The sequence below is a fragment of the Streptomyces sp. NPDC111656 genome (assembly GCF_055656965.1).
The window spans coordinates 90034-110424 of the sequence record NZ_JBVKCA010000017.1 but is presented as its reverse complement, the minus strand read 5'-3'; the positions used below and the strand labels follow the sequence as shown (position 1 = coordinate 110424).

At 69.9% G+C, this 20391-nt stretch carries 14 protein-coding genes; 9 read left to right on the top strand and 5 right to left on the bottom strand.

All coding sequences use genetic code 11. From position 1 onward, the window contains the following. Positions 1-266 precede the first annotated feature (266 nt). From ACZ7M3_RS38260 to ACZ7M3_RS38230, 7 genes are all read left to right on the top strand, one after another. A complete protein-coding gene (locus ACZ7M3_RS38260; RefSeq protein WP_472069704.1) occupies positions 267-2789 on the top strand; it encodes a lysylphosphatidylglycerol synthase transmembrane domain-containing protein in 2523 nt (840 codons plus the stop codon). A 185-nt stretch (positions 2790-2974) separates the two neighbouring features. After that, positions 2975-5662, top strand: coding sequence for an AAA family ATPase (locus tag ACZ7M3_RS38255; RefSeq protein WP_472069702.1), 2688 nt, complete (start codon positions 2975-2977; stop codon positions 5660-5662). A 110-nt stretch (positions 5663-5772) separates the two neighbouring features. Next, positions 5773-8442: an AAA family ATPase gene (locus ACZ7M3_RS38250; protein ID WP_472069700.1), complete on the top strand. Its 2670-nt coding sequence runs from the start codon at positions 5773-5775 to the stop codon at positions 8440-8442. A gap of 72 nt (positions 8443-8514) precedes the next feature. Continuing rightward, the gene (locus ACZ7M3_RS38245) at positions 8515-9510 is read left to right on the top strand and encodes a LysR family transcriptional regulator (protein WP_472069698.1); all 996 of its coding nucleotides are present in this window, start codon (positions 8515-8517) and stop codon (positions 9508-9510) included. 146 nt (positions 9511-9656) lie between these two features. Further along, complete coding sequence (locus ACZ7M3_RS38240) at positions 9657-10310, top strand: BON domain-containing protein (protein WP_472069696.1); 654 nt, start codon at positions 9657-9659, stop codon at positions 10308-10310. Between the two features lie 112 nt (positions 10311-10422). Next, the gene (locus ACZ7M3_RS38235; protein ID WP_054228490.1) at positions 10423-10683 is read left to right on the top strand and encodes a hypothetical protein; all 261 of its coding nucleotides are present in this window, start codon (positions 10423-10425) and stop codon (positions 10681-10683) included. Between the two features lie 189 nt (positions 10684-10872). After that, positions 10873-11253 (top strand): SsgA family sporulation/cell division regulator, encoded by a 381-nt coding sequence (locus tag ACZ7M3_RS38230; RefSeq protein WP_472069694.1) that lies wholly within the window; start codon positions 10873-10875, stop codon positions 11251-11253. 5 nt (positions 11254-11258) lie between these two features. On the opposite strand, the gene ACZ7M3_RS38225 is transcribed toward ACZ7M3_RS38230, so the two are convergent. Further along, positions 11259-11714: a hypothetical protein gene (locus ACZ7M3_RS38225; RefSeq protein ID WP_472069692.1), complete on the bottom strand. Its 456-nt coding sequence runs from the start codon at positions 11712-11714 to the stop codon at positions 11259-11261. A gap of 197 nt (positions 11715-11911) precedes the next feature. On the opposite strand from ACZ7M3_RS38225, the gene ACZ7M3_RS38220 reads away from it, so the two are divergent. Then, positions 11912-13303, top strand: a complete 1392-nt coding sequence (locus tag ACZ7M3_RS38220; protein WP_472069690.1) for an NAD(P)/FAD-dependent oxidoreductase — start codon at positions 11912-11914, stop codon at positions 13301-13303. Positions 13304-13356: 53 nt separating this feature from the next. Here the strand turns inward: ACZ7M3_RS38220 and ACZ7M3_RS38215 are convergent, their stop codons facing one another. The 4 genes from ACZ7M3_RS38215 to ACZ7M3_RS38200 form a co-directional block, all read right to left on the bottom strand. Next, positions 13357-14808, bottom strand: a complete 1452-nt coding sequence (locus ACZ7M3_RS38215) for an alpha-amylase (RefSeq protein WP_472069688.1) — start codon at positions 14806-14808, stop codon at positions 13357-13359. Further along, positions 14805-17492, bottom strand: a complete 2688-nt coding sequence (locus ACZ7M3_RS38210) for an MGH1-like glycoside hydrolase domain-containing protein (RefSeq protein ID WP_472069686.1) — start codon at positions 17490-17492, stop codon at positions 14805-14807. Before ACZ7M3_RS38210 ends, ACZ7M3_RS38215 begins: the two co-directional genes overlap by 4 nt. Before the next feature lie 26 nt (positions 17493-17518). After that, the gene (locus ACZ7M3_RS38205) at positions 17519-17830 is read right to left on the bottom strand and encodes a WhiB family transcriptional regulator (RefSeq protein ID WP_472069684.1); all 312 of its coding nucleotides are present in this window, start codon (positions 17828-17830) and stop codon (positions 17519-17521) included. A gap of 165 nt (positions 17831-17995) precedes the next feature. After that, positions 17996-18466: a DUF1003 domain-containing protein gene (locus tag ACZ7M3_RS38200; protein WP_054228495.1), complete on the bottom strand. Its 471-nt coding sequence runs from the start codon at positions 18464-18466 to the stop codon at positions 17996-17998. Positions 18467-18833: 367 nt separating this feature from the next. On the opposite strand from ACZ7M3_RS38200, the gene ACZ7M3_RS38195 reads away from it, so the two are divergent. Beyond that, on the top strand, positions 18834-19310 hold the full coding sequence (locus ACZ7M3_RS38195) for a hypothetical protein (protein WP_351297299.1): 477 nt from the start codon (positions 18834-18836) through the stop codon (positions 19308-19310). Positions 19311-20391 lie beyond the last annotated feature (1081 nt).

The following is a 20391-nucleotide window of genomic DNA, read 5'->3' as shown; positions in this document are numbered from 1 at the left end:
GCCTTCTCCCCGTCGGACGCTAGGCGGGCCGGCCCGGATGGGGATCCGTCATCCGACTGCGGTCCCTACCTCGGCACTGCGTGCCGGCAGGCGGACCGGACCATGAGCGCGTGGCGGCCAACTGTTACGGGACGCAATGCAGTCATGTGACGGATGCGCGAACCACGTTCCGGAGACAGCATTCGGTGCCGCCCGAGTGGGGGAGGAGGCTTGGAGGGGGGTGCGGGTGCCGCATCCTGGCTTTCGGCCCGTCGACGAGGAGCCGCGTGATCAAAGTGATCGAAGACCATGGCAGCCAGTGGGCTTCGGACGCCGTTGGCGCGTCGGAAGGCTCCTCGGCGCCGGTGATCGATGTTCCGCCCCGACGGGCCGTCCGCCGGACGGCCGATCTGTGGCGGCTGCTGGTGTCGCTGGCCTCACTGGTGGTGACGGTGCTGCTGGCGGTCGCGACGCGCGATGTCGCCCGTGCGGTGCAGCAGGGACTGCTCAGCACGGCGACCGCGCTGCCTCCGGCTCTACGGGACGGTCTCGTGGGAACGGTGCAGGTGGTGGCCATGCTCGCGCCGATCGCCGCCGTGGCGGTGTGGTCCGTACGGCGGCGGGTCGACCCGGTTCTGCGGGTCGTGCCCGCGGCGGCGCTGGGCGCACTGGTCGCGTGGTCGCTCACGCACCTGGCGTTGGTGCGCAGCAGGCCGGACGCGTGGCCGGAGGTGCTGGTCGGCCGGGGCGGTCTGGTGCAGGCGGGCTGGCCGTCGGCCGTGTACCTGGCGGCCTGCGCGGCGGCGGCCTGCGCGGCGGGCCCATGGCTCGGGGCGCGTCGGCGGCGGGCGCTGTGGACGCTGACCTTCGCGTGTGCCGTGTTGAGCGTCGCTGCCGCGGGGATCGTGCCGCTGGACGCCGTCGCCGCACTCGCCGTGGGCGGCGCGGCCGGGTCGGCCGTGCTGCTGCTGGCCGGGGCTCCGGCCGACCGCCCCGCGGCGCAGGCGGTCGCCGACGCCCTCGTCGTCTCCGGAGTCCCGGTGGCCACCCTGCGTGAGCTGCCCGCCGACGAGCAGAGGCCGGGGGAGGGGACCGTCTACCGAGCCGAGACCACCGCCGGCTCCCGGCTGGCGGTACGGGTGCTCGCCGCCGAGGACCACAACCGTGATCTGTTCCACCGGCTCGCCCGTCGGACGCTCCTGCGCCATCCGGCCGACGCGACCGCCCAGTCACCGCTCGGGGCGGCCGAGCACGAACTCCTCATGCTGGTCTTCGCGGCCCGCACCGGCGCCCGGGTGGACGAACCCGTCATGGCGTATCCGGTGGCCGGGGGCGGCGCGCTCGTGGCGACCGTCGAGAAGGACGCCCGTCCGCTGTCCGCGCTGACGGACGAGGAGATGACCGACCACGTCCTCATCGGGGTGTGGACGTCAGTGGCCCGCCTCCAGGACCACCGACTGGGACATGGGGCACTGCGCCCGGAGCACGTCCTCGTCGAACCGGGCGGTGAGAGCCGGCTCTCCGCGTTCGCGCGCGCCCAGCTCAATGCTCCGCCCGAGGTGCTCGGCAGCGACATCGCCGAGCTGCTGGCCACGACCGCGGTACGGATCGGCTCCCAGCGTGCCACCGCGTGCGCACTGGCCGGCCTGGGACCGGCACTGCTGGCGACCGCCCTGCCCTACCTGCAGCCGCTCGCGCTGATGGGCCCTGCGCGGCGTGAGGTCGCCCGGTACGACCAGGCCCGCGCACGGGCGGCCAGGGAGAGCGCCCAGCGGCGAACACTGCGCGCAGGCGGTCGTCCCAGTCTGCTGCGAGATCTCTCCGACGAGGTCCAGACGGCCGGCGGCGCACAGCCGGTTCCGCTCGCGCATCTGGCTCGCTTCACCTGGAAGAGCGCCCTGGGCCTGGCGGGCGCGTTCCTGGTTCTCCACCTTGTGCTCCCGCAGTTGGCCAACGCTCCTGCGGCCGTCGACGCGCTGCGCGACGCGAACTGGTGGTGGGTACTCGCGGTGCTGCCCGTCACCTTCGTCTCGCAGGCGTTCTCGACCTGCCTGCAATGGGGCACCATCCCGGACAGGCTGCCGTTCGGCCCCACCTACCAAGTGCAGTTCGCCAGTTCGTTCCTGAACAGGATCACTCCGAGCAACGTGGGTGGCATGGCGCTCAATCTGCGCTACCTGCAGAAGACGGGGATCGAGACCGGGGCCGCCACGGCCTCCGTCGGGTTGCAGAGCCTGGCCGGTGCGGTCTCCAACGCCGTCGTCGCCGCTGTCTTCTTCGCCTGGGCGGGACGGCGCCACTCCGGAGTGCATCTGGACCTGCCCGCGAGCCGGTATCTGCTGTGGGCCGTCGCCCTGGCGCTCGCCGCCGGGGGCCTGCTCGCCTTCACCCCGCCCGGCCGTCGCTTCCTGCACGACAAGGTATGGCCGTTCCTGCGTGCGGCCGGGTCGACCGTCACCGGGATCGCGGCCCAACCGGCCAAGGTCGTCATGGGCGTCACCGGCGCTCTCGGCCTGCCCCTCATCCAGATCGTCGGTCTGGCCATGAGCCTCCACGCGCTGGGCGGCGACCTTCCCTTCATCCAGGTCGGTGCCGTGTACATGGCAGCCCGCCTGATCGCCAACGCGGCTCCCGTGCCGGGCGGTCTCGGCGCGCTGGAGGCCGGACTCATCGCCGGTCTGACGACGCTCGGCGTGGCGGCCGGGGCGGCCACGTCGGCCGTGCTCGTGTACCGGCTGCTCACGTTCTGGCTGAACGTCCCGCTGGGCGCCCTGGCCCTGAGCGTGGTGAGGCGGCGAGGCTACGTCTGACGTGTGGGTTCGGCGATGGGTGCCGACGCGGCGTTCAGGGCGCACCCGCGCGTCGTACGCTGCGTGGTCTCGGTATCGACGCTTTGTGGTTCTGGGTCCCGTCACATGACTCAAGCCCTGCCGCCGTGGTTCACCTACGATCCAGCTGAGAAGGCGTGACGCCTACCGGAAGACTGGGGAGACGCGTGTACGAGGCCGGGCTCCTTGGCCGCGATGAGCAGTTGAGAGTCCTGCAGGAACTGATGGGAAGGCTGCCCGATGCCGGTGGCGCCATGGCACTGGAGGGCGGCCCGGGCGTCGGCAAGTCCGCGTTGTTGCGGGCCGCGGCCGATCGCGCCCGGAGGATGGGATGGCAGACGCTGGAGGTTGCCGGGCGCTCCGGTGACACCCCCTTCAGCGGTCTACGCGAGTTGTTGGGGCCGGTCCTCGACACGGCGGACGCCCTGCCCGCGGATCAGGGCGGGATCCTGCGTACGGCCCTCCAGATCGGTTCCGGGCCACCGCCGGAGACCTCAAAGGTGGCCCTGGCCGCTTTCAACCTGATCACCACGAGGGCGGCCGAGCAGCCCATGGTGCTGATCGCCGACGATCTGCAGTGGCTCGACAGGCCCACCCGAGACGTATTGGCGTTCATGGCGCGCAGGGCGAGCGACAACCCGATCGTCGTCCTCGTTGCACTCCGCAGAGGGCGGAACATGCCGGATGTGGCCGTACTGGACGTGCCGGTGCTGGACGAGCCCTCGGCGCGACGGCTACTGGCCCGGCATGCGGCCATGCTGCCTCCTGCCGTTCGGGAGCGGATACTCGCGGAGGCGCTCGGCAACCCGCTCGCGCTGGTTGAACTCCCCGCAGCGTGGCGCCCGTCGGGGCCGCCGGGTTCGTGGGCCCACCTGCCGGTGAGCTCCGCCTTGGCGACGGCGTTCGCAGCCGGGCTCGGCGAGCTGCCGGCGCAGGCCAGGGACGCCCTGTTGGCCGCGGCCGTCGACCAGGTCGGAGACCTCGCGGAGATCCTGGCAGCCGCCTCGGTCCTGGCAGGGCGCGCCGTCTCGGTGGACTTTCTCGACCGCGCGGTCGAGGCCTCGTTGATACGAATCGACAGGACGACGCTGCGCTTCCTCCATCCGGTGGTCCGGTTCGCGGTGCTGGAGGCGGAGACCCCGGCCCGCCGGCAGGCCGCCAACGCCGCCATGGCGCGGGTACTGGCCGAGCACCCGGACCGGCGCACCTGGCATCGTGCCCAGTCCGTGAACGGCCCCGACGACGAGCTGGCGGACGAGCTGGCGGATGCTCACGCTTCCTTGCTCCGGCGTCACGGCGTCGTCGCGGCCATCTGGGCGTTCGAGCGGTCGGCGCAGCTCACCGCGGACTCCGCCACCCGGGGTCATCGGTTTCTGTGTGCGGCCGAGCATGCGTACGGTCTCGGCCGCACACGACTGACCCACTCCCTGATCGACGAGGCAGACCGTCAGGACCTCAGTGATGCGGACCGGGCGAAGGCCTGGCGGCTGCGGGACATCTCGGACGCTGACCCGCAGCCCGCTTCGGCCCGGACGCGCGTGCGGGACATCACCGAGCTGTCGGCAGGCGATCCCGACCTGGCTCTCGACGTGCTGCTGAGCGCGGCGCTCCGTGCTCACAGGACCGGTGCCGACCCCGCTCTGCGGGCCGGCATCGTCGCGGCCGCCGAGCAGCTGACCGGCACGAGCGACCCACGGCACATCGCGGCTCTGGCGCTGGCTGAACCCGTGCTCCGCGGTCGGGCGGTGGCCGACCGGCTGCCTTCGAACGAGACGGTGTGGTACCTCCCTGACGCCGACGGCCTCCGGCTGTTCGGCATGGCCGCGCACGCGATCGGTGATCCGGTCCGCGCGGTCGACCTGCTCGGCCGGGCGGAACCGATTCTGCGTGAGCAGGGCCGGCTCGGTCTGCTGTCGGAGACACTCCTCACCGAAGCTGCCGACCTGCTGCTGCTCGGGGACTGGCCGCGTGCCGCTCATCTCACCGAAGAAGCGCGCAGGATTCTCGCCGAGACTCGACAGCCGGCCCTGGTCGCCGCGCTCACCGGCACGGACGCGGTCGCCGCCGCACTGCGCGGGCAAGCCGAGATCGCCGTGGAGCTGGCCGACACCGTGGCAGCATGGCAGCGCGCCGATCTCGTCCCTACGCTACGGCTGGCCCGCGGCGTGGCGCGGCTCGGTGAGGGACGGTACACCGAGGCGTACGAAGAACTGAGGCCGCTCGTCGACCAGCCGCACGAGGGCCTGCGATGGCAGGGCTTCGCCGCGGTGATGCCGTTCGTCATGGCAGCGGATCGTGGCAGCAGCCGTCATGAAGCCGCGCACATACTTGCGGTCCTGGAGGAAGCGGCACGCGTGACTCCCGCCCCGCTGCTGCACGTCCAGCTGCCGTACGCGCGAGCCGTGCTGGCCGCCGACGCGGCGGCCGAGGAACTGTACATGGTCGCGTTGGGGCAGGACCTGGCCCGCTGGCCGCTGGTCAAGGCACGGACGGAACACGCCTACGGACAGTGGCTGCGGCGCCGTCGGCAGGCCACTCGCTCGCGCACGATGCTGCTCTCGGCACGGACCGCCTTCGAGCTCATCGGAGCCTCCGACTGGGCGGGCCGCAACGCTGCTCAAGCAGCTGACAACCCGCCGCCGTCCGTCACGGAGCTGTTGTCACCCCAGGAGACACTGATCGCCCGGCTGGCTGCGGAAGGGCTCTCCAACCGGGAGGTGGCGGAACGACTGCATCTGTCACACCGTACGGTCGCCGCCCATCTGTACAGAGCCTTTCCCAAGCTCGGAATCACCTCGCGCAGTGAGCTGGCGCCGCTGTTGAAACTGCCGGAGTCGGCCGCGCGCGACCACTGAACCTGCGCTCGCCGCACCGCAGGATGCGTGGGCGGGATCAGTCAAACGACGCAAGCCGCCGATGGTCCGGAGTGATTAGCGTGGAGGCTCCGGGGAGTTGGGAGGGAGCCATGGGCGCGGCGGTGCTGGTGGGAAGGGATCGGGAGATCGCTGTGCTGGCGAGGCTCCTCGAACGTACGCCGCCGAGCGGTGCGGTGCAGCTGATGCTCGGGGACCCGGGTATCGGCAAGTCGTCGCTGCTGCATGAGGCGGAGACCAGGGGGCGGGCCCGGGGTTTCCGGGTGCTTCGGCTGGCGGGTGTTGAGAGCGAGGCGAGCTTTCCCTTCGCTGGGTTGCATCAGATGGTCGATCCGGTGCTCGATCATGTCCCGCGGCTTCCGCGGCACGAGGGGGAGGCGTTGTTGGTGGCGTTCGGCCTGGTCGAGGGGCCGGCACCGGATCCGTTCCTGATCGCGCTGGCGGTTGTGGACCTGCTGGCGGCCGTGGCGGTCGACGGGCCGGTGCTGGTAGTGGCCGACGATGTGCAGTGGCTGGATCCGCAGTCGCATGAGGTGCTGACGTTCGTCGGACGGCGCGTGGCGGGACCCGTGGTGATCATCGCCGTGATGCGTCGTGGCCATACGGGCCCGTTCCTCCAGGCCGGCTTTCCGGAGCTGACCGTGGGCGGCGTGGACGACGATGCGGCAGCGCAGATCCTGTCCGCCCATGCTCCTGGCTTGACTCCGGCCGAGCAGCGGCGCATCCGGCGAGAAGCGCTCGGCAATCCGCTGGCGTTGCGCGAGTTGCCGATCGCGATGGCGGCCGTGCCTTCCGGTGGACTGCGTCCGCTGACCTTGTCCGACCGGCTGGAACACGCGTTCGCGGGGCGCGGGGCCGAACTGCCCCCGGCGACCCGGGACGCCTTGCTCGTCGCGGCCGTCGACCCGGCGGACGACCTCGCCGAAATCATCGCCGGGACCTCGGCCCTGCGCGGCGAACCGGTCACTCCTGAGGTGTTCGACCGGGCGCAGGCGGTAGGGCTGGTGACTGTGGAAGAGGGCCGGGTCGCCTTCCTGCATCCCCTGGTGCGTTCGGGAATCCTCCAGGCCGAAAGCCTGGCCCGGCACCAGTCGGCCCATCGGGGGCTGGCGGACGTACTGGAGGATGTGTACCGGCGGACCTGGCACCTCGCTGAGTCCATCGTGGGTCCCGACGACCGGATCGCCGACGCTCTGGAGGCCAATGCCGCGCAGGCGTTGAGCCGCGGCGCGGTGTTCTCGGCGATCAACGATCTCGAGCGGTCGGCCCAGCTGACGAGTTGGTCGGCGCTGCGCGGGCACCGGCTGCTGATGGCCGCCGGGCACGCCTTCGGAATGGGCCGGGAGGACGTCGTCCACGAGTTGCTGCAATCGGCCGCGAGGACCGACCTGACCGACCTGGACCGGGCGCGTATGGAATGGCTCAGCGAGATGTTCGACCGCACTCCTGGGGGCGCCGCGCGGGTGAACGAGTTGTGCGACCTCGCCCTTCGGTCCGCGCCTGCCGATCCCGATCTGGCGCTCGACATTCTCCTGGCGGCTGCCTTGCGAAGTTGGTGGGGCGACACCGGGCCGGCCGCCCGGGCTCGTGTCGTTGCCTGCGTCGACCGGCTGCCCGAGATGGCGGGTGACCCGCGCTACGTCTTGGCCCTGGCGGCGGGGGAACCGGTGCTGCGCGCTCGGCAGGTCGTCGAGGCACTGGCCGGGATGCCTCCCGGCGGCGATGCGGACGCATTGCGGCTCTGGGGCATTGCCGCGCACGGGGTAGGGCACATGGCCTTGGCGGCCGAGCTGCTGGCCCGCTCAGAGGGGACATTGCGTCGGCAGGGCCGACTGGGACTCCTCTCGCATGTGCTGACCACGCAGTCGTTTACGTACGTGCTGCTCGGGGACCTGGTGTGGGCGGCCGACACGGCCGAGGAGGGGAGGCGGCTGGCAGCGGAGACAGGGCAGCCGGCGTGGGGAGTCACACAGCTCGTGTGCGACGTCATGCTGAAAGCGTTCGTCGGTGATGCGCAGGAGGCACTGCGGGGGGCCATCGAGGCCGAACTGGGAGAGGCTCGCGGCCGGAACGTGATGCTGTCGGCGCTTCAACTCACCCGTGGACTGGTGTCATTGGCAGCCGGGCGGAACCGGGACGCCTACCGGACGTTGCGGGCGATATTCGATCCGGCCGAACCCAGCTTCCACCAGCGGCACGGTTTCCTGAGCCTGATGTTCCTCGCGGACGCGGCCGTACGCGCCGGACACCGGGAAGACGCCCGAGAGCTGGTGGCGGAGCTGGAGGTGACAGCACGGGAGACGCCGTCGCCGATTCTGCACGTCCACCTCTCGTACGCCCGCGCCGTCCTGGCCGCCGACGGGGACGCCGAGGACTTCTACCTGACGGCGCTGCGGCAGGACCTGTCGCGCTGGCCGTACGCCCGCGCGAAGGTCGAGCTGGCATACGGCTCCTGGCTGCGCCGCCGGAACCGGCTCCACGAGGCACAGTCGCTGCTGACCTCGGCGCAGTCCACCTTCGACCGGATCGGCGCGCTCCCGTGGGGTGACGAGGCACGACTCGAACTGCGTGCAACGGGCGCCCCGATCGACTGGCCCGAGTCGTCCGCCGAGCGGCTGAGACAGATCACCGAGCTGTCCGCCCTGCGGCTCGCGGACGACGAGATCGCCGAGCGGCTCAGCCTGCGCAGGGCGGTTGTGGCGATGTATCGCGGTAGGGCACGGCCCGACACCCCCGGTGAGGACATCGCGGCAGTCGGATGACGCAAGCCCGGCAGTGGGACCTCCGGCAGCATGACATGAGTCCGCTTCTCTCGAGTGGCCGGATGGGACTGCATGGAAAAAGCCGAGAACGGATCGATTTCCTCACTCGATTCCGATAATTCGGCACCCCAGGGTGTCGAACTGCGCCACCTGCGCTATTTCGTGGCAGTGGCGGAGGCAGGAACCTTCACACATGCGGCGGAGCGCATGTATGTCGGGCAGCCAACACTGAGTCAGCAGATTCGGCGGCTGGAGGAATTCGTCGGCACGCCGTTGTTGCAGCGTCGGCGTGAAGGAGTTCGGCTGACCGAAGCCGGCACCGTATTGCTGGAGGAGTCCCGGGCCGTTCTCTCCCTCGTCGATCACGGCGTCAGTCGAACCCGACGGGCGGCGGGTCTTGGCCGGTCGCGCCTGCGTTTCGTCGTTCAGCCGTATTTGCCGCCCACGCTCGCCGCGGAGGTCGTCTCGCGGTTGCGATCCGCGGCCCCCGAGGTCGATGTGACCTGGTTGGAGACGTCGCTGGACGCCGATTTCTCTTCGATCCTCCAGAGGCGGGCCGACGCCGCTCTGGGCTGGATGAGCCCGGCGAACCGTGCGCTGCCGGACCCCCTCGACGTGATGGACATCGGGTCCTTCGAACCCGACGTCTGGATTCCGGCACCGCACCGGGGGGCGGCGAACGGGGCCATCGGCCTCGACGAACTCGCCCGCATGCGCATCATCCACGGTCCTCGTCACGCCGACCCCGGAACGTACGACGCATGGCGTTCGGTGCTGCGGACCAGGAACCCGTCCTTCGACTTCATCGACCCGCCCTTTTGGCAGTCGCTGCCCATGACGCTGGCCTTCGCCGCGACCGGGAGAAGGCCGAGCGCCGTCCTGACGGGGCCGTGCCGCCTGGTGGGGATCGCTCCGCAGTCGACGGCGGATGCAGGCGGTCACCAGATGGTGCCCGTTCGCGTCGAGGGGTCCTCGCTGACCGCCACCGCCGGTCTGGTGTGGAGCACGGACCTCCCTCGTGAATTGCAGCAGGTACTCTTCGAAATCGCCGAAAAGATTGCCCCCTGAACCGCTACCCGGCCTCTGCCATGGAATCCATAGCGCAGACCAATACCAGAATCGTTCCCATCGCTTTTACTGGCACCGAGGTTTCGCGATGAACTGATGACGAAGCGGAAATTCGCCGCTCTCACCGGAACGGAAGGATCCCCCCGATGAGCAAGACAAAGGACATTCGCCAGTCGGTCGACGCGGAACTCGTCTTCGACCCGCTGGTGGACGCGACGGACATCACCGTTCACAACCTGGCGGGTGAAGTAAGGCTCACCGGCACCGTCCCGAGCTACCTCCAGTACCTGGAGGCCGCCGCTGCTGCGCAGCGTGTGTCCGGCGTCACCAAGGTCCACAACAACCTGGAGGTGGTGCTGCCGGCCGCGCACGAGCGCGGCGACGCGACGCTGGCCGAGACGGCGAACAGCGTGCTGCTGATGAACATCGCCGTGCCGGTCGGTGTCGAGGCGACCGCGAGCAACGGCAACCTGAAGCTGACCGGCGTCGTCCGGTACGGCTCGGAGCGGCAGGCCGCGGAGAACGCGGTCGCCGGACTCACGGGAGTCCGCGGTATCAAGAACAAGATCGAGATCTCCGACGACGCCGACCCGCTCGACGTCACCCTGCTGGTGTCGGACGCACTGGACCGCAACGCGCTGATCCTCGACGACAGTGAAGTCGCCGTCACCACCGAGGGGAACACGGTGATCCTCACCGGCCATGTCCGCACGTGGGCGGAGCACGACGCCGTGATCGCGGCCGCCTGGATGGCGCCGGGCGTCTACGACGTACGCGACGACCTGTACATCACCGGCTGACACCGAGCCGCATCAGGAGCTTCACAAGGGCCGGTCCTTCGGGAAACCCCGCGGGACCGGCCCGCTCCTCTTCTCAGGACCATCCGAACCCGACCGAGAGGCACAGGACGCCATGCACGACGCGGCTCGATCCACGAAGAAGGGCACCGGCCGGTTCCGCGAGCCGGCCGCCGAGCTCGAAAACCTGCTGCGGGACGCCCTGGCGGTGGTCGCCGGTACGAAGGCGGTCTCCCGCACACCTTCCCACCCTCACTGGTTCCGGGACGCTCCGCGCCACAGGCTCACCCGCTCCGCGGGCCACCTGTTCGGCTACGCACTGCTCGGCTACATCGTCGTCCACCAGCGGCGGAGCCTGAAGAACCCGGCCGTCTGACGAGGGAGCCGGCTGCCCGGCGCGGCGCGAGGGGCACATCCTCAGGCCGCGCCGGGCGCTGCTCACGCGCCCCGGCACAGCTCAGCAAAGAAAGGCAAACACATGGCCCGCTCGCACAACGAACCAGCCAGGGACGTACGTTCCTCAGAACAGGGCTGCGCGGATCTCTCCCTGAGGATGTGGCGGCACGTGTCCCTGTACGAGACACTGCCGATTCAGGCCCGCTTCAGCTACGACCACGCCCAGCCCCTCGAAGTGCGCGTCGAATTCTTCAACGACGTCGGGGGTGCCGTCACCTGGGTGCTCTCGCGAGACCTGCTCGTGATCGGCCTGCACCGACCGAGCGGTGACGGCGACATACGGATCTGGCCGCCGTGCCAACACCATGGCGGGGACAGCCTCTGGATGTTTCTCGAGGGACGGACCGGCGTGGCACTCCTCGAAGGCCGCGTCGAACCCCTGCGCGCCTGGCTCGAAGAGACGCTCAGATCCGTGCCCTTCGGCACGGAAGGCCTCTCGATGGACTGGGACGAGGCATTCGCGCACGTTCTGGCACAGCGGGACCGCTGACGGTCCTACGGTGCCCAGTAGGGTGCCACGCCGTCGACGGCCTGGGCTCGGTGACGCAGATCCAGGCCATCGACAAGGGCGGAGTCGGACCGGCGCATCCGCCCCTCGCGGGTACGCAACAGGGCGAGGACGATCTGGTCGAGTCCGGTGCGCCGGGGCAGCACGTCGACCAGTCCATGACGCACTGCCCGCACAAGCTGGGCGCGCCCCACATACTGAGCCACCAGCACGATGCGCGGCCGCCCCTGTTCCCCGCACACACCGCGCATGAGCGCGAGTGCCTCCTCGTCGAGCTGCGTGGCCAGGACGAGCAGGGCCTCCGCGCGTGCCTCCTGCTCCGGTCGCAGCAGGCACAGGCGGGGCCGGGCGCGCAGGGCGGTGGAGATGTCACAAGCAAGCCGGAGGTCGCCGGACTTGACGGCCACGGTCACTGGAGAGGCCACTCGTTCCGTTCTTCTCATGATTGCGAAGCTAGGCGGCCGGCGGCCTGTCGGGCTTCCGTCGGACGACTGCCCGACAGGCCGTACGGCGGTCGTGCGAGCCGTGCCCGTCGCGCGGTAGGCGTTTGCGTCATGCGACGGAAGCCGCTGTTTCCCCACCCGGACCACGATGGCGGCCCGCGGCCCCTCGGCCCTGCTCAGCCGCTCGGAGGAAGTTCATGACCAGTCCGATCAAACCGACCCGTCCCCGTGTCCTGATCGTCGGCGGCGGCTTCTCGGGCGTCGCCTGCGCCCGTCGGCTGGAACGGGTACTGAAGGCCGACGAGGCGGACATCATCCTGGTGACGCCGCTCGACTACGAGTTGTACCTGCCGCTGCTGCCACAGGTGGCGGCCGGGGTGCTGACACCGCAGTCGGTCGCCGTCTCGCTGCGCAGGGTGCTGCGCCGCACCCGGATCGTCCCCGGTACCGCCCTGGGCGTCGACCTCGACTCCCGGGAGTGCGTGGTGCGGTTGATCACCGATCAGGAGGTCCGGGAGGGATACGACATCGTGGTACTGGCCAGCGGGAGCGTGACGCGCTCGTTCGACATCCCCGGCGTGCCGGAAATCGCCCACGGCATGAAGAACCTGGCGGAGGCCGTGGCCATGCGCGACCACGTCATCGCCCAACTCGACCTGGCCGACGCTGCCGTGTGCCCGGCGGAGCGGGACGCGCGGCTGCGGTTCGTCGTCGTGGGCGGCGGATACGCGGGCACCGAGACCGCCGCCCATCTCCAGCGACTCACCGTCGCGGCGACCTGCCGCTACCCGGGGCTGATCCGGCAGTCGATCGAGTGGCACTTGGTCGACGTCTCGCCCCGGCTGATGCCGGAACTGGGCTCTCGACTGGGTGACAAGGCGCTGGCCCGGCTGCGACGGCGCGGCATCGAGGTCTCCCTCGGCGTGAGCGTGGCAGCGGCCGGGCCCGGCTGGGTCGAACTCACCGATGGTCGCCGACTTCCCACCCACACCCTGGTGTGGACCGCGGGGGTCGCGGCGAGCCCACTGGTCGCGTCGACGGGGGCGAAGACCGTACGGGGGCGGCTCGCGGTCACCGCGGAGCTGACCCTGCCGGGCCACGACGAGGTGTTCGCCCTCGGCGACGCCGCCGCGGTACCGGACCTCGCCGCCGGCGGGTACGCGATCTGCCCGCCCACCGCGCAGCATGCCCTGCGGCAGGGCAGGACGGCCGGCAACAACGTCGCCGCGCGGTTGCGCGGCCGGAGTCCGAGCCAGTACCGGCACCGCGATCTCGGCCTGGTCGTCGACCTGGGCGGCCTGGGTTCCGTCGCCCGGCCGCTGGGCATCCCGCTCAGCGGCCTTCCGGCACAGCTGGTGACGCGCGGCTACCACCTGCTGGCGCTTCCCACGCTCGTGGCCAGGATCCGCGTCGCCACGAACTGGATGCTGCACGCGGTGGCGGGAGACGATTTCGTCCGCACCGGATTCCTCGCCGGACAGCCGAGCACGATCCGGGCGATGGAACATACCGACGCCCATCTGACCGCTGATGAGGTCCACGCCGCCGCCGACCCCGAGAAGCCCGCAAGGACACGACAGGCGTCATGAGCGTCATGAGGAGGAGGCTGGCCCCGGCGGCCCAGCCGCAAGGGCCCCGTCGCCTACCGGCTCAGCGAGAGCAGGTGCCAGTGCCAGGCGTCGAGGGCGACGAACAGGCCCGGGTCGACCAGTTCGTCGCCCTCTCGTTCGTAGGTGTTCTCGGCGAGCAGTTCGGTCAGTTTGCATGACTGCCCGTGAAGGTCGGTCCAGGGCAGTGGAACCCGCCCCTCGGCGGGCCGGTCGGAGTAGTTGATCACGACGAGGTACCGTTCCCGGCCGCCGGTCCAGGACCAGGCGAGCAGGTTGTGGTGGGTGTCGTTGTCCGGCCACCCCGTGCAGGTCAGCAGCTCCCAGTCGCCCTCGCGGACGGGGGCCGCGGCGGTCACCAGGCGGTCGTAGAAGTCGTGCAGGGACGCGTCGGCCGGTTCCTGGGGCCGGCGAGAGAGGAACACGGGCGGGCGTACGCGGCGCCCTTCGAACTGGCCCTCGTGCCAGAGGGTCGCGCCGGGCAGGGTGGCGACAACCACGGCCGCGGCGCGTTCCCGTCCGTCGGGCAGGGTGGCGGCGGCCCGGGGTTCGTCGTGGTTCTCCAGGAAGCGGACGAGCCGGCGCTGGTAGGACAGGCTGGCGCCGAGGTGGGCGCGGACGGAACCGGCACCCTCGTGGACCAGGCGGTCGTAGAGCCGTTTGTCGTAGCAGTGGTCGAAGCCCTGCTGCTGGAGGTCCCATTCGAGGTCCCAGTACGCCTCCGCGACGAAGAGGAGATCCGGGTGGCGCTCCCGCACACGGGGGATGACGTACGGCCAGAAGTCCTCCGTGGGGCCCGTTCCCGCGAGGTCGCCCCATGTCTTCGCGAACACGTCGTTCATGAGGAGCATCGCCATGTCGCAGCGCACTCCGTCCGCCTGGTCGCCGATCGCCGCCAGGGTGTCCACCGCCGCCGCCCGCAGGTCGTCACTGAAGGCGTTCAGCTGCACGACGTCCGGCCACGGCGGGAAGTACGGGTCACGGCCGCGCGCGTACACCTGCCCGCCCGCCTCCAGGAAGGCCTCGGGTGCGCGGGCCAGGTCGTTCGGCGTGCCCCGGACCAGGCAGTCCGGGCGCTCGGCGAGCCAAGGATGGTCGGGGGCCACGTGATTGGGGACGTAGTCCAGGATCAGGCGTAGGCCCCGCGCGGCGAGTTCGGCCCGTGCCGCGGCCAGTCCCTCGCGGCCGCCGAGGCTCTCGTCGACGACGTAGTCGCGTACGCAGTACGGGGACCCGGCGATGTCCGCCGGGGTGAGGTCGGGCAGGGCGTCGCGGAAGGAGGCGAGCAGACGGTCGTCCCGCAGGGCGATGCCAAGTCCCGCCGGGCTGCGCTCCCATACTCCCATCAGCCATACGGTGTCCACACCCGGCCGAGCGACCCCGTCCCAGACCTCGCCGGGCACGTTGCCCAATGCGACGGGGCGTCCGTACCGATGCCCCAACTCGCGAAGCCAGACCATGGTGTTGATCTCATGTATCACCGTCATGACAGGGGTTCCTCCCTCAGGGCGCCCCAGTCACCGTCGCCGACGAGATGGAACAGGGTGGCGGTGACCGCGGCCAGACCGGTCCAGCCGGTCTGGTGGGAGGCGCCGAGGCCGGTGCCGGTGTCTCCGTGGAAGTACTCGTGGAACAGGATCAGATCGCGCCAGTGCGGGTCCTTGGCGAACTTCGGCTGAGCGCCGTGCACCGGGCGGCGGCCCTCGGCATCGAGCAGGAAGGTGGCGGTGAGCCGGTCCGCGATCTCGCGCGCGACCTCGTAGAGGTTCATCCGTCGGCCGGAGCCGGTCGGGCACTCCACGGTGAAGTCGTCGCCGTGGTAGGCGTGCAGGTTCAGCAGGGCACGGACGAGGAGGAGGTTGACCGGGAACCACACCGGGCCACGCCAGTTGGAATTGCCCCCGAACATGCCCGAGTCCGACTCGGCGGGCAGATAGCCGACCCCGTACGGCTCGCCGTGCACCTCGAAGGTGTACGGGTGCTCGGCGTGATACCGCGACAGCGAGCGGATGCCGTGCGGGCCGAGGAACTCGTCCTCGTCGAGCATGCGGGACAGGATGCGCCGCAACCGGTCCTCGTCGAAGAGGGCGAACAGGTGATGCCCCGCCGCGCCCGGCCCGAGGACGTGGTGGGAGGAGACAAGGGCTTCGACGGCCGGGTGCCCGCGCACGAACTCCCGTGCGCCCTGGACCAGCTCCGGGAAGCGCCGATCCGTCCAGCCGCCGATCACGCTGGTCGCGGCGAGCGGGATCAGCCCGACCAGGGAGCGGACCTTCAGCCGGGTCGCGCCGCCGTCGGGCAGGCGCAGGACGTCGTAGAAGAAGCCGTCCTCCTCGTCCCACAGGCTCTGGTTGTCGTCGCCGATGTGGTTCATCGCGACCGTGATCCAGGCGAAGTGCTCGAACAGGGTCTGTGCGTGCTCGACGTAGACCCGGTTGTCGTCAGCCAGTTCGAGGGCGATCTCCAGGAGGTTCTGGCAGTACAGGGCCATCCACGCGGTGCCGTCGGCCTGGTCGAGGTGGCCGCCGGTGGGCAGCGGGGCGCTGCGGTCGAAGACACCGATGTTGTCGAGACCGAGGAAGCCGCCCTGGAAGACGTTGTTGCCGTCGACGTCCTTCCGGTTGAGCCACCAGGTGAAGTTCTTCATCAGCTTCTGGAAGGCGTTCTCCAGGAAGGTGCGGTCGCCGCGGCCCGTGCGGTGTTTCTCCAGCTCGTAGACGAAGAGGACGGCCCAGGCGTGCACCGGCGGGTTGACGTCACCGAAGTTCCATTCGTACGCCGGGATCTGGCCGTTGGGATGCAGATACAGGCGCCGCAGCAGCAACTCCAGCTGGGACTTGGCGAAACCGATGTCGACCATGGACAGGGAGATGGCGTGGAAGGCGAGGTCCCAGGCCGCGAACCAGGGGTACTCCCAGGTGTCGGGCATCGAGATGACCTCGTCGTTGACCATGTGGTACCAGGAGCTGTTGCGGACACGGGGGTCGGCGGCCAGCGGGTCGACGCCGTGCTCGGCGAGCCAGCGCTCGACGTCGAGGTAGTAGTACTGCTTGCTCCACAGCATTCCGGCGAGCGCCTGCCGCACCATGCGCCGTTCGTCCTCGGCCAGCCCCTCGGGGACGACGCCCTCGAAGAACACGTCGGCCTCGGTCCGTCGCGTGTCGATCACCTGGTGGAACTCGGCCCACGGGTCCGCGAGTTCGGTGTCGGTCAGGCGCAACCGTACGGTGGCGCTGTCGCCGGCGGGCACGGTGAGCACGTGGTGGACGGCGGCCTTCGTGCCGGTCTGCTGCGGGTTGACGGCGCCGGTCTCGTCGTGGACGACGTACCGGTCGATGCCGTCCTTGACGTACGGGGTGGTGTTCGGACTGCCGAAGACGCGCTCGTTGTCGGTGTCGTTCTCGGTGAACAGGGTCTCCGTCTCGCCGGTGAAGTACAGCCACCGCGTGCCGAGTTCGTCGTGAACGGCGCGGATGGCGCCCGGGGTCCGCCGCAGGCCGGGCACGGCGGTGCCGCCCGCCCACGACCACGTGTGCCGGAACCACAGTGTCGGCAGCAGGTGGAGGGTGGCCTCGTCGGGGCCGCGGTTGTACGCGGTGATCTCGATCAGCAGGTCCTCGGGGCCTGCCTTGGCGTACTCGACGAACACGTCGAAGTAGCGGTCCTCGTCGAAGACACCGGTGTCGAGGAGTTCGTACTCGGGATCGTGCCGCCCGCGGGACCGGTTGACGGTCACGAGATCGTCGTACGGGAAGGCGCCCTGCGGGTACTTGTAGAGGTACTTCATGTACGAGTGGGTGGGGGTCGAGTCGAGGTGGAAGTAGTACTCCTTGACGTCCTCCCCGTGATTGCCCTCGGCGTTGGTCAGGCCGAACATCCGCTCCTTGAGGATCGGATCCCGGCCGTTCCACAGGGCGAGCGCGAAGCACAGCCGCTGCTTGTCGTCGCTGACGCCCGCGATGCCGTCCTCGCCCCAGCGGTAGGCCCGTGAGCGGGCCTGGTCGTGGGTGAAGTACGACCAGGCGTCACCGCCGGGGCTGTAGTCCTCGCGGACCGTGCCCCACTGCCGCTCGCTCAGGTACGGCCCCCAGCGCCGCCAAGCCGCCCGCCCCGCGTCGGCCTCCGCCAGCCGCAGTCGCTCGGGGTCCGCCGCACCGCTTTTCGCTGCCATCGAAATGCCCTCCCCACACAGCACCTTCACTCAAGAATCGGACTTTCCGGACTCGGTCGCAATGATTCCGCGGGTCGGAGCTGCCGAAGCCGTCTGCGTTCCCTCTCGGACATGCCTCCCCAGACGCCGTACGGTTCAGGACCGCTCATCGCGGTCCAGGCACAGGCCTCGATCACTGGACAACGCCCGCAGACGGCCTGGGCCTTCTTCTCCCGGGCCTGCTTCTCGGCACCCTGCTCGCCGGACGGAGAGAAGAAGACGGAGCTGTCCATGCCCCGGCAGCGTGCGTGCTGTTGCCAGTCCCAGTAGGAGAGAAAAGGGCGATGTCGCTGGATCATGACGCTTACTCCCGGTGACAGGTCGATCCGGTGCAGGTCATCGTCACCGCTGGGTGGGCGTCGTGGCTTCAGTCGATTGGCTCATTGGCGGACGGTACGGGGATGCGGGCGGGGGAAGGAGGGCGCCGGCTCACGCTGCGGCTCCACGCTTCTGCCTCACCGCATCTATGGAGATGACTGTTCAGTGCCGCTCATCTTCGCCTGGTTCTGCGCGAGGAGGGTCTGCACCTCCTGTTCGACCTGCGTGGGGTCGACTCCGAGGGCATGTCCGATGTGAGCCGACCACACCTCGGAGCGGATATTGGTTTCGAAGTCCAGGTCGGCGCGGACCTTCTCGCGCATCGCCTGGCGGTTCTGGCTCACCATGACGAAGGTGGACAGAAAGATCGCCTCAAGGCTGACGATCATGGTGAGCAGTCCGAAAGGGTACGGGTCCCAGACCGCGGAGTGGCCGAACAGCCCCTCGTTGAAGGCAATCCAGACCGTGAACCACGCCGCGTGGATGTACACGAATTGCATCGTTCCGGCGAAGGTGGTGATCGCGTCCGCGATCCGGTCCTGGGTCCCGCGCATCCGTGCGAGAACGGCCTGTTCGTTCGGAAGACGTACGTCGAACCCATTGTTGCCAGGGGCCATGGCCACTCCTTGATCCGCTGTTCACGAGAGACGGCCGCCAGCGTACGCGCGGGGCAGGTGCCTCCCTTGGGTCAATCGACTGCCCCCAAGGCCGAATGCTCGTCCGTACGTCGTTCATTGAGTCGATTGACCCAAGCGAGCCGAGTCGGCCCTGCGGCAGAGTCACGGCAGCGCCGCTTCCGCCAACAGTGACCGCATCGGCCCGGTAGCCGGGTATCTGCTCCTCGCCGCTCTGTCCTTGGCCGCGGCTTTCGGCTCGCTGACATGGCCGGGGAGGCGACCCGCCCGGTCCCACTGATTCCCCCGGGATGCACCTCAGCACGTCCTGTCATCGCACAGCACACATCCGTCAAGGAAGGGATGAATCATGTCAGACCCGACGCCGCAGAAGAACCAGGCGCCTGGCACCACCTCGGACGGCCAGGTCGGCCGCCTCGACGAGCTCTCGCAGAAGGCGCAGGAAGCGCAGCGGACCGTGGCGGCAAGTGTCGCGGAGGACCGGCAGAAGCTGTCCGCCGCGGTGGCCAACGCAAAGGACAAGGCCGATCAGGGCGCGCAAAGGCTGCAGGCGAATGGGCAACGGGCGAAGGCGAACGTCGCCGGCACCTGGAACCAGGTGCAGACTTCCTGGCAGGAGCATGTGGACTCGGTCCGCGAGAAGCTGGAGGAGCGTAAGGCGGAGCGTGACGTGAAGCGTCTGCAGAGCGCCGCCGACGACGCCGAGGAGTACGCCGCCGCCACCATAGACTTCGCGATCGCGGCCATCGAGGAGGCCGAGTACGCCACGCTGGACGCGGTTCTGGTACGGGCGGAGGCGGACGAAGCGGCCGACGCCGCGAAGTAGTCGGTTTCTGACGTGCCTGCGGGTGCGAGCGGCTGAACGGCCGGGCAGCGGGTCGTGGGACAGTGCCACGACCCGCTTCCTGTTGGCCGGTTGGTGCGGCGAAGCGTCGCCCCCCGGCCCGATCGCCCCGCGACAGTCCCGACGGTGACTCGGTGGTGGCGCGCCAGAACGCGGATGGCATTGAGCACGCGCAGTCGGTGAGCGGGAGCCTGGCCCCGGAACGGTCGGCCATCACCATGAAGCCGAGCTCTGTCGCTCAGCGCAACGGGATCGCCGTCAGTCACTTGCTGACGAAGCGGGCGAGACATCCGTGGTGGCGACAACGAAGTTCACCCGCGCCCTCGCCGGCCCCGGGCCGACGACCTTCGGGCAGCTGAACGAAAGCGCCCGGCGGGGGAGAAGCGGCGTCTCGGCGGGGCGCTGACGGGACCCTACGGACCGTTCAAGAGCATGCCCGGCTCGCCGCGCCGATCCTTGGCGATGCCTGCGAGCGCGTCGTCGCCACGCGCATCAGGCCGTGACCCGGGAGCTGACCCGATACGCGGGCAGGTCCGGCCAGGCGCAGTTGAACGCCATCGCCGCGTCAACCGTCAGTTGCCTGGCGAGATCCGGATCGGCCATGCCCAGCGCACCTGATGCCCCGCGGCCGGTTCGGGGCCGCAGCGCAGACCGGTGGGTTGATGTGCGCGACGCGAGGCGGCAATGAGGGAAAGCGGATCCCGTCCCCGCTCAGCACCCTGCCGGTCGGGATGTCCCAGATCACGGTGGCCTTGTCCAGGGCCGTGATGCGGCCGAGCTCTGTCGGCCTGCGGAGCGTGTGCGCAATCGGAACGCTTGGCCCCGCCCGGCGAGCGCTCGTGATCAGCTCCTGTGGGGCGGGGCACGGTCTGCGTGGTGCCGCGGGGCCAGGAGGTCCCTGAAGCCGCTGCTGACGCTGAGCGTCAAGGGAGCTGATTCGGCCTCCGCTGGCGCATTTCATTGCCATCCGCCGGATATGTCTACGATCCCCGGTCGGATGCCTCGTGGTGACCATGTGGCCGGCCACTGCCGCGGTCGCCGATTGCTGTGGCCGCGAACATCG

Bases quoted from the DNA above. Each gene is read 5' to 3' on its own strand.
- ACZ7M3_RS38220 (WP_472069690.1), top strand. From the start codon at position 11,912: ATGACCAGTCCGATCAAACCGACCCGTCCCCGTGTCCTGATCGTCGGC.
- ACZ7M3_RS38215 (WP_472069688.1), bottom strand. From the start codon at position 14,808: ATGACGGTGATACATGAGATCAACACCATGGTCTGGCTTCGCGAGTTG.
- ACZ7M3_RS38210 (WP_472069686.1), bottom strand. From the start codon at position 17,492: ATGGCAGCGAAAAGCGGTGCGGCGGACCCCGAGCGACTGCGGCTGGCG.
- ACZ7M3_RS38240 (WP_472069696.1), top strand. From the start codon at position 9,657: ATGAGCAAGACAAAGGACATTCGCCAGTCGGTCGACGCGGAACTCGTC.
- ACZ7M3_RS38225 (WP_472069692.1), bottom strand. From the start codon at position 11,714: ATGAGAAGAACGGAACGAGTGGCCTCTCCAGTGACCGTGGCCGTCAAG.
- ACZ7M3_RS38250 (WP_472069700.1), top strand. From the start codon at position 5,773: ATGGGCGCGGCGGTGCTGGTGGGAAGGGATCGGGAGATCGCTGTGCTG.
- ACZ7M3_RS38235 (WP_054228490.1), top strand. From the start codon at position 10,423: ATGCACGACGCGGCTCGATCCACGAAGAAGGGCACCGGCCGGTTCCGC.
- ACZ7M3_RS38245 (WP_472069698.1), top strand. From the start codon at position 8,515: ATGGAAAAAGCCGAGAACGGATCGATTTCCTCACTCGATTCCGATAAT.
- ACZ7M3_RS38195 (WP_351297299.1), top strand. From the start codon at position 18,834: ATGTCAGACCCGACGCCGCAGAAGAACCAGGCGCCTGGCACCACCTCG.
- ACZ7M3_RS38205 (WP_472069684.1), bottom strand. From the start codon at position 17,830: ATGATCCAGCGACATCGCCCTTTTCTCTCCTACTGGGACTGGCAACAG.
- ACZ7M3_RS38200 (WP_054228495.1), bottom strand. From the start codon at position 18,466: ATGGCCCCTGGCAACAATGGGTTCGACGTACGTCTTCCGAACGAACAG.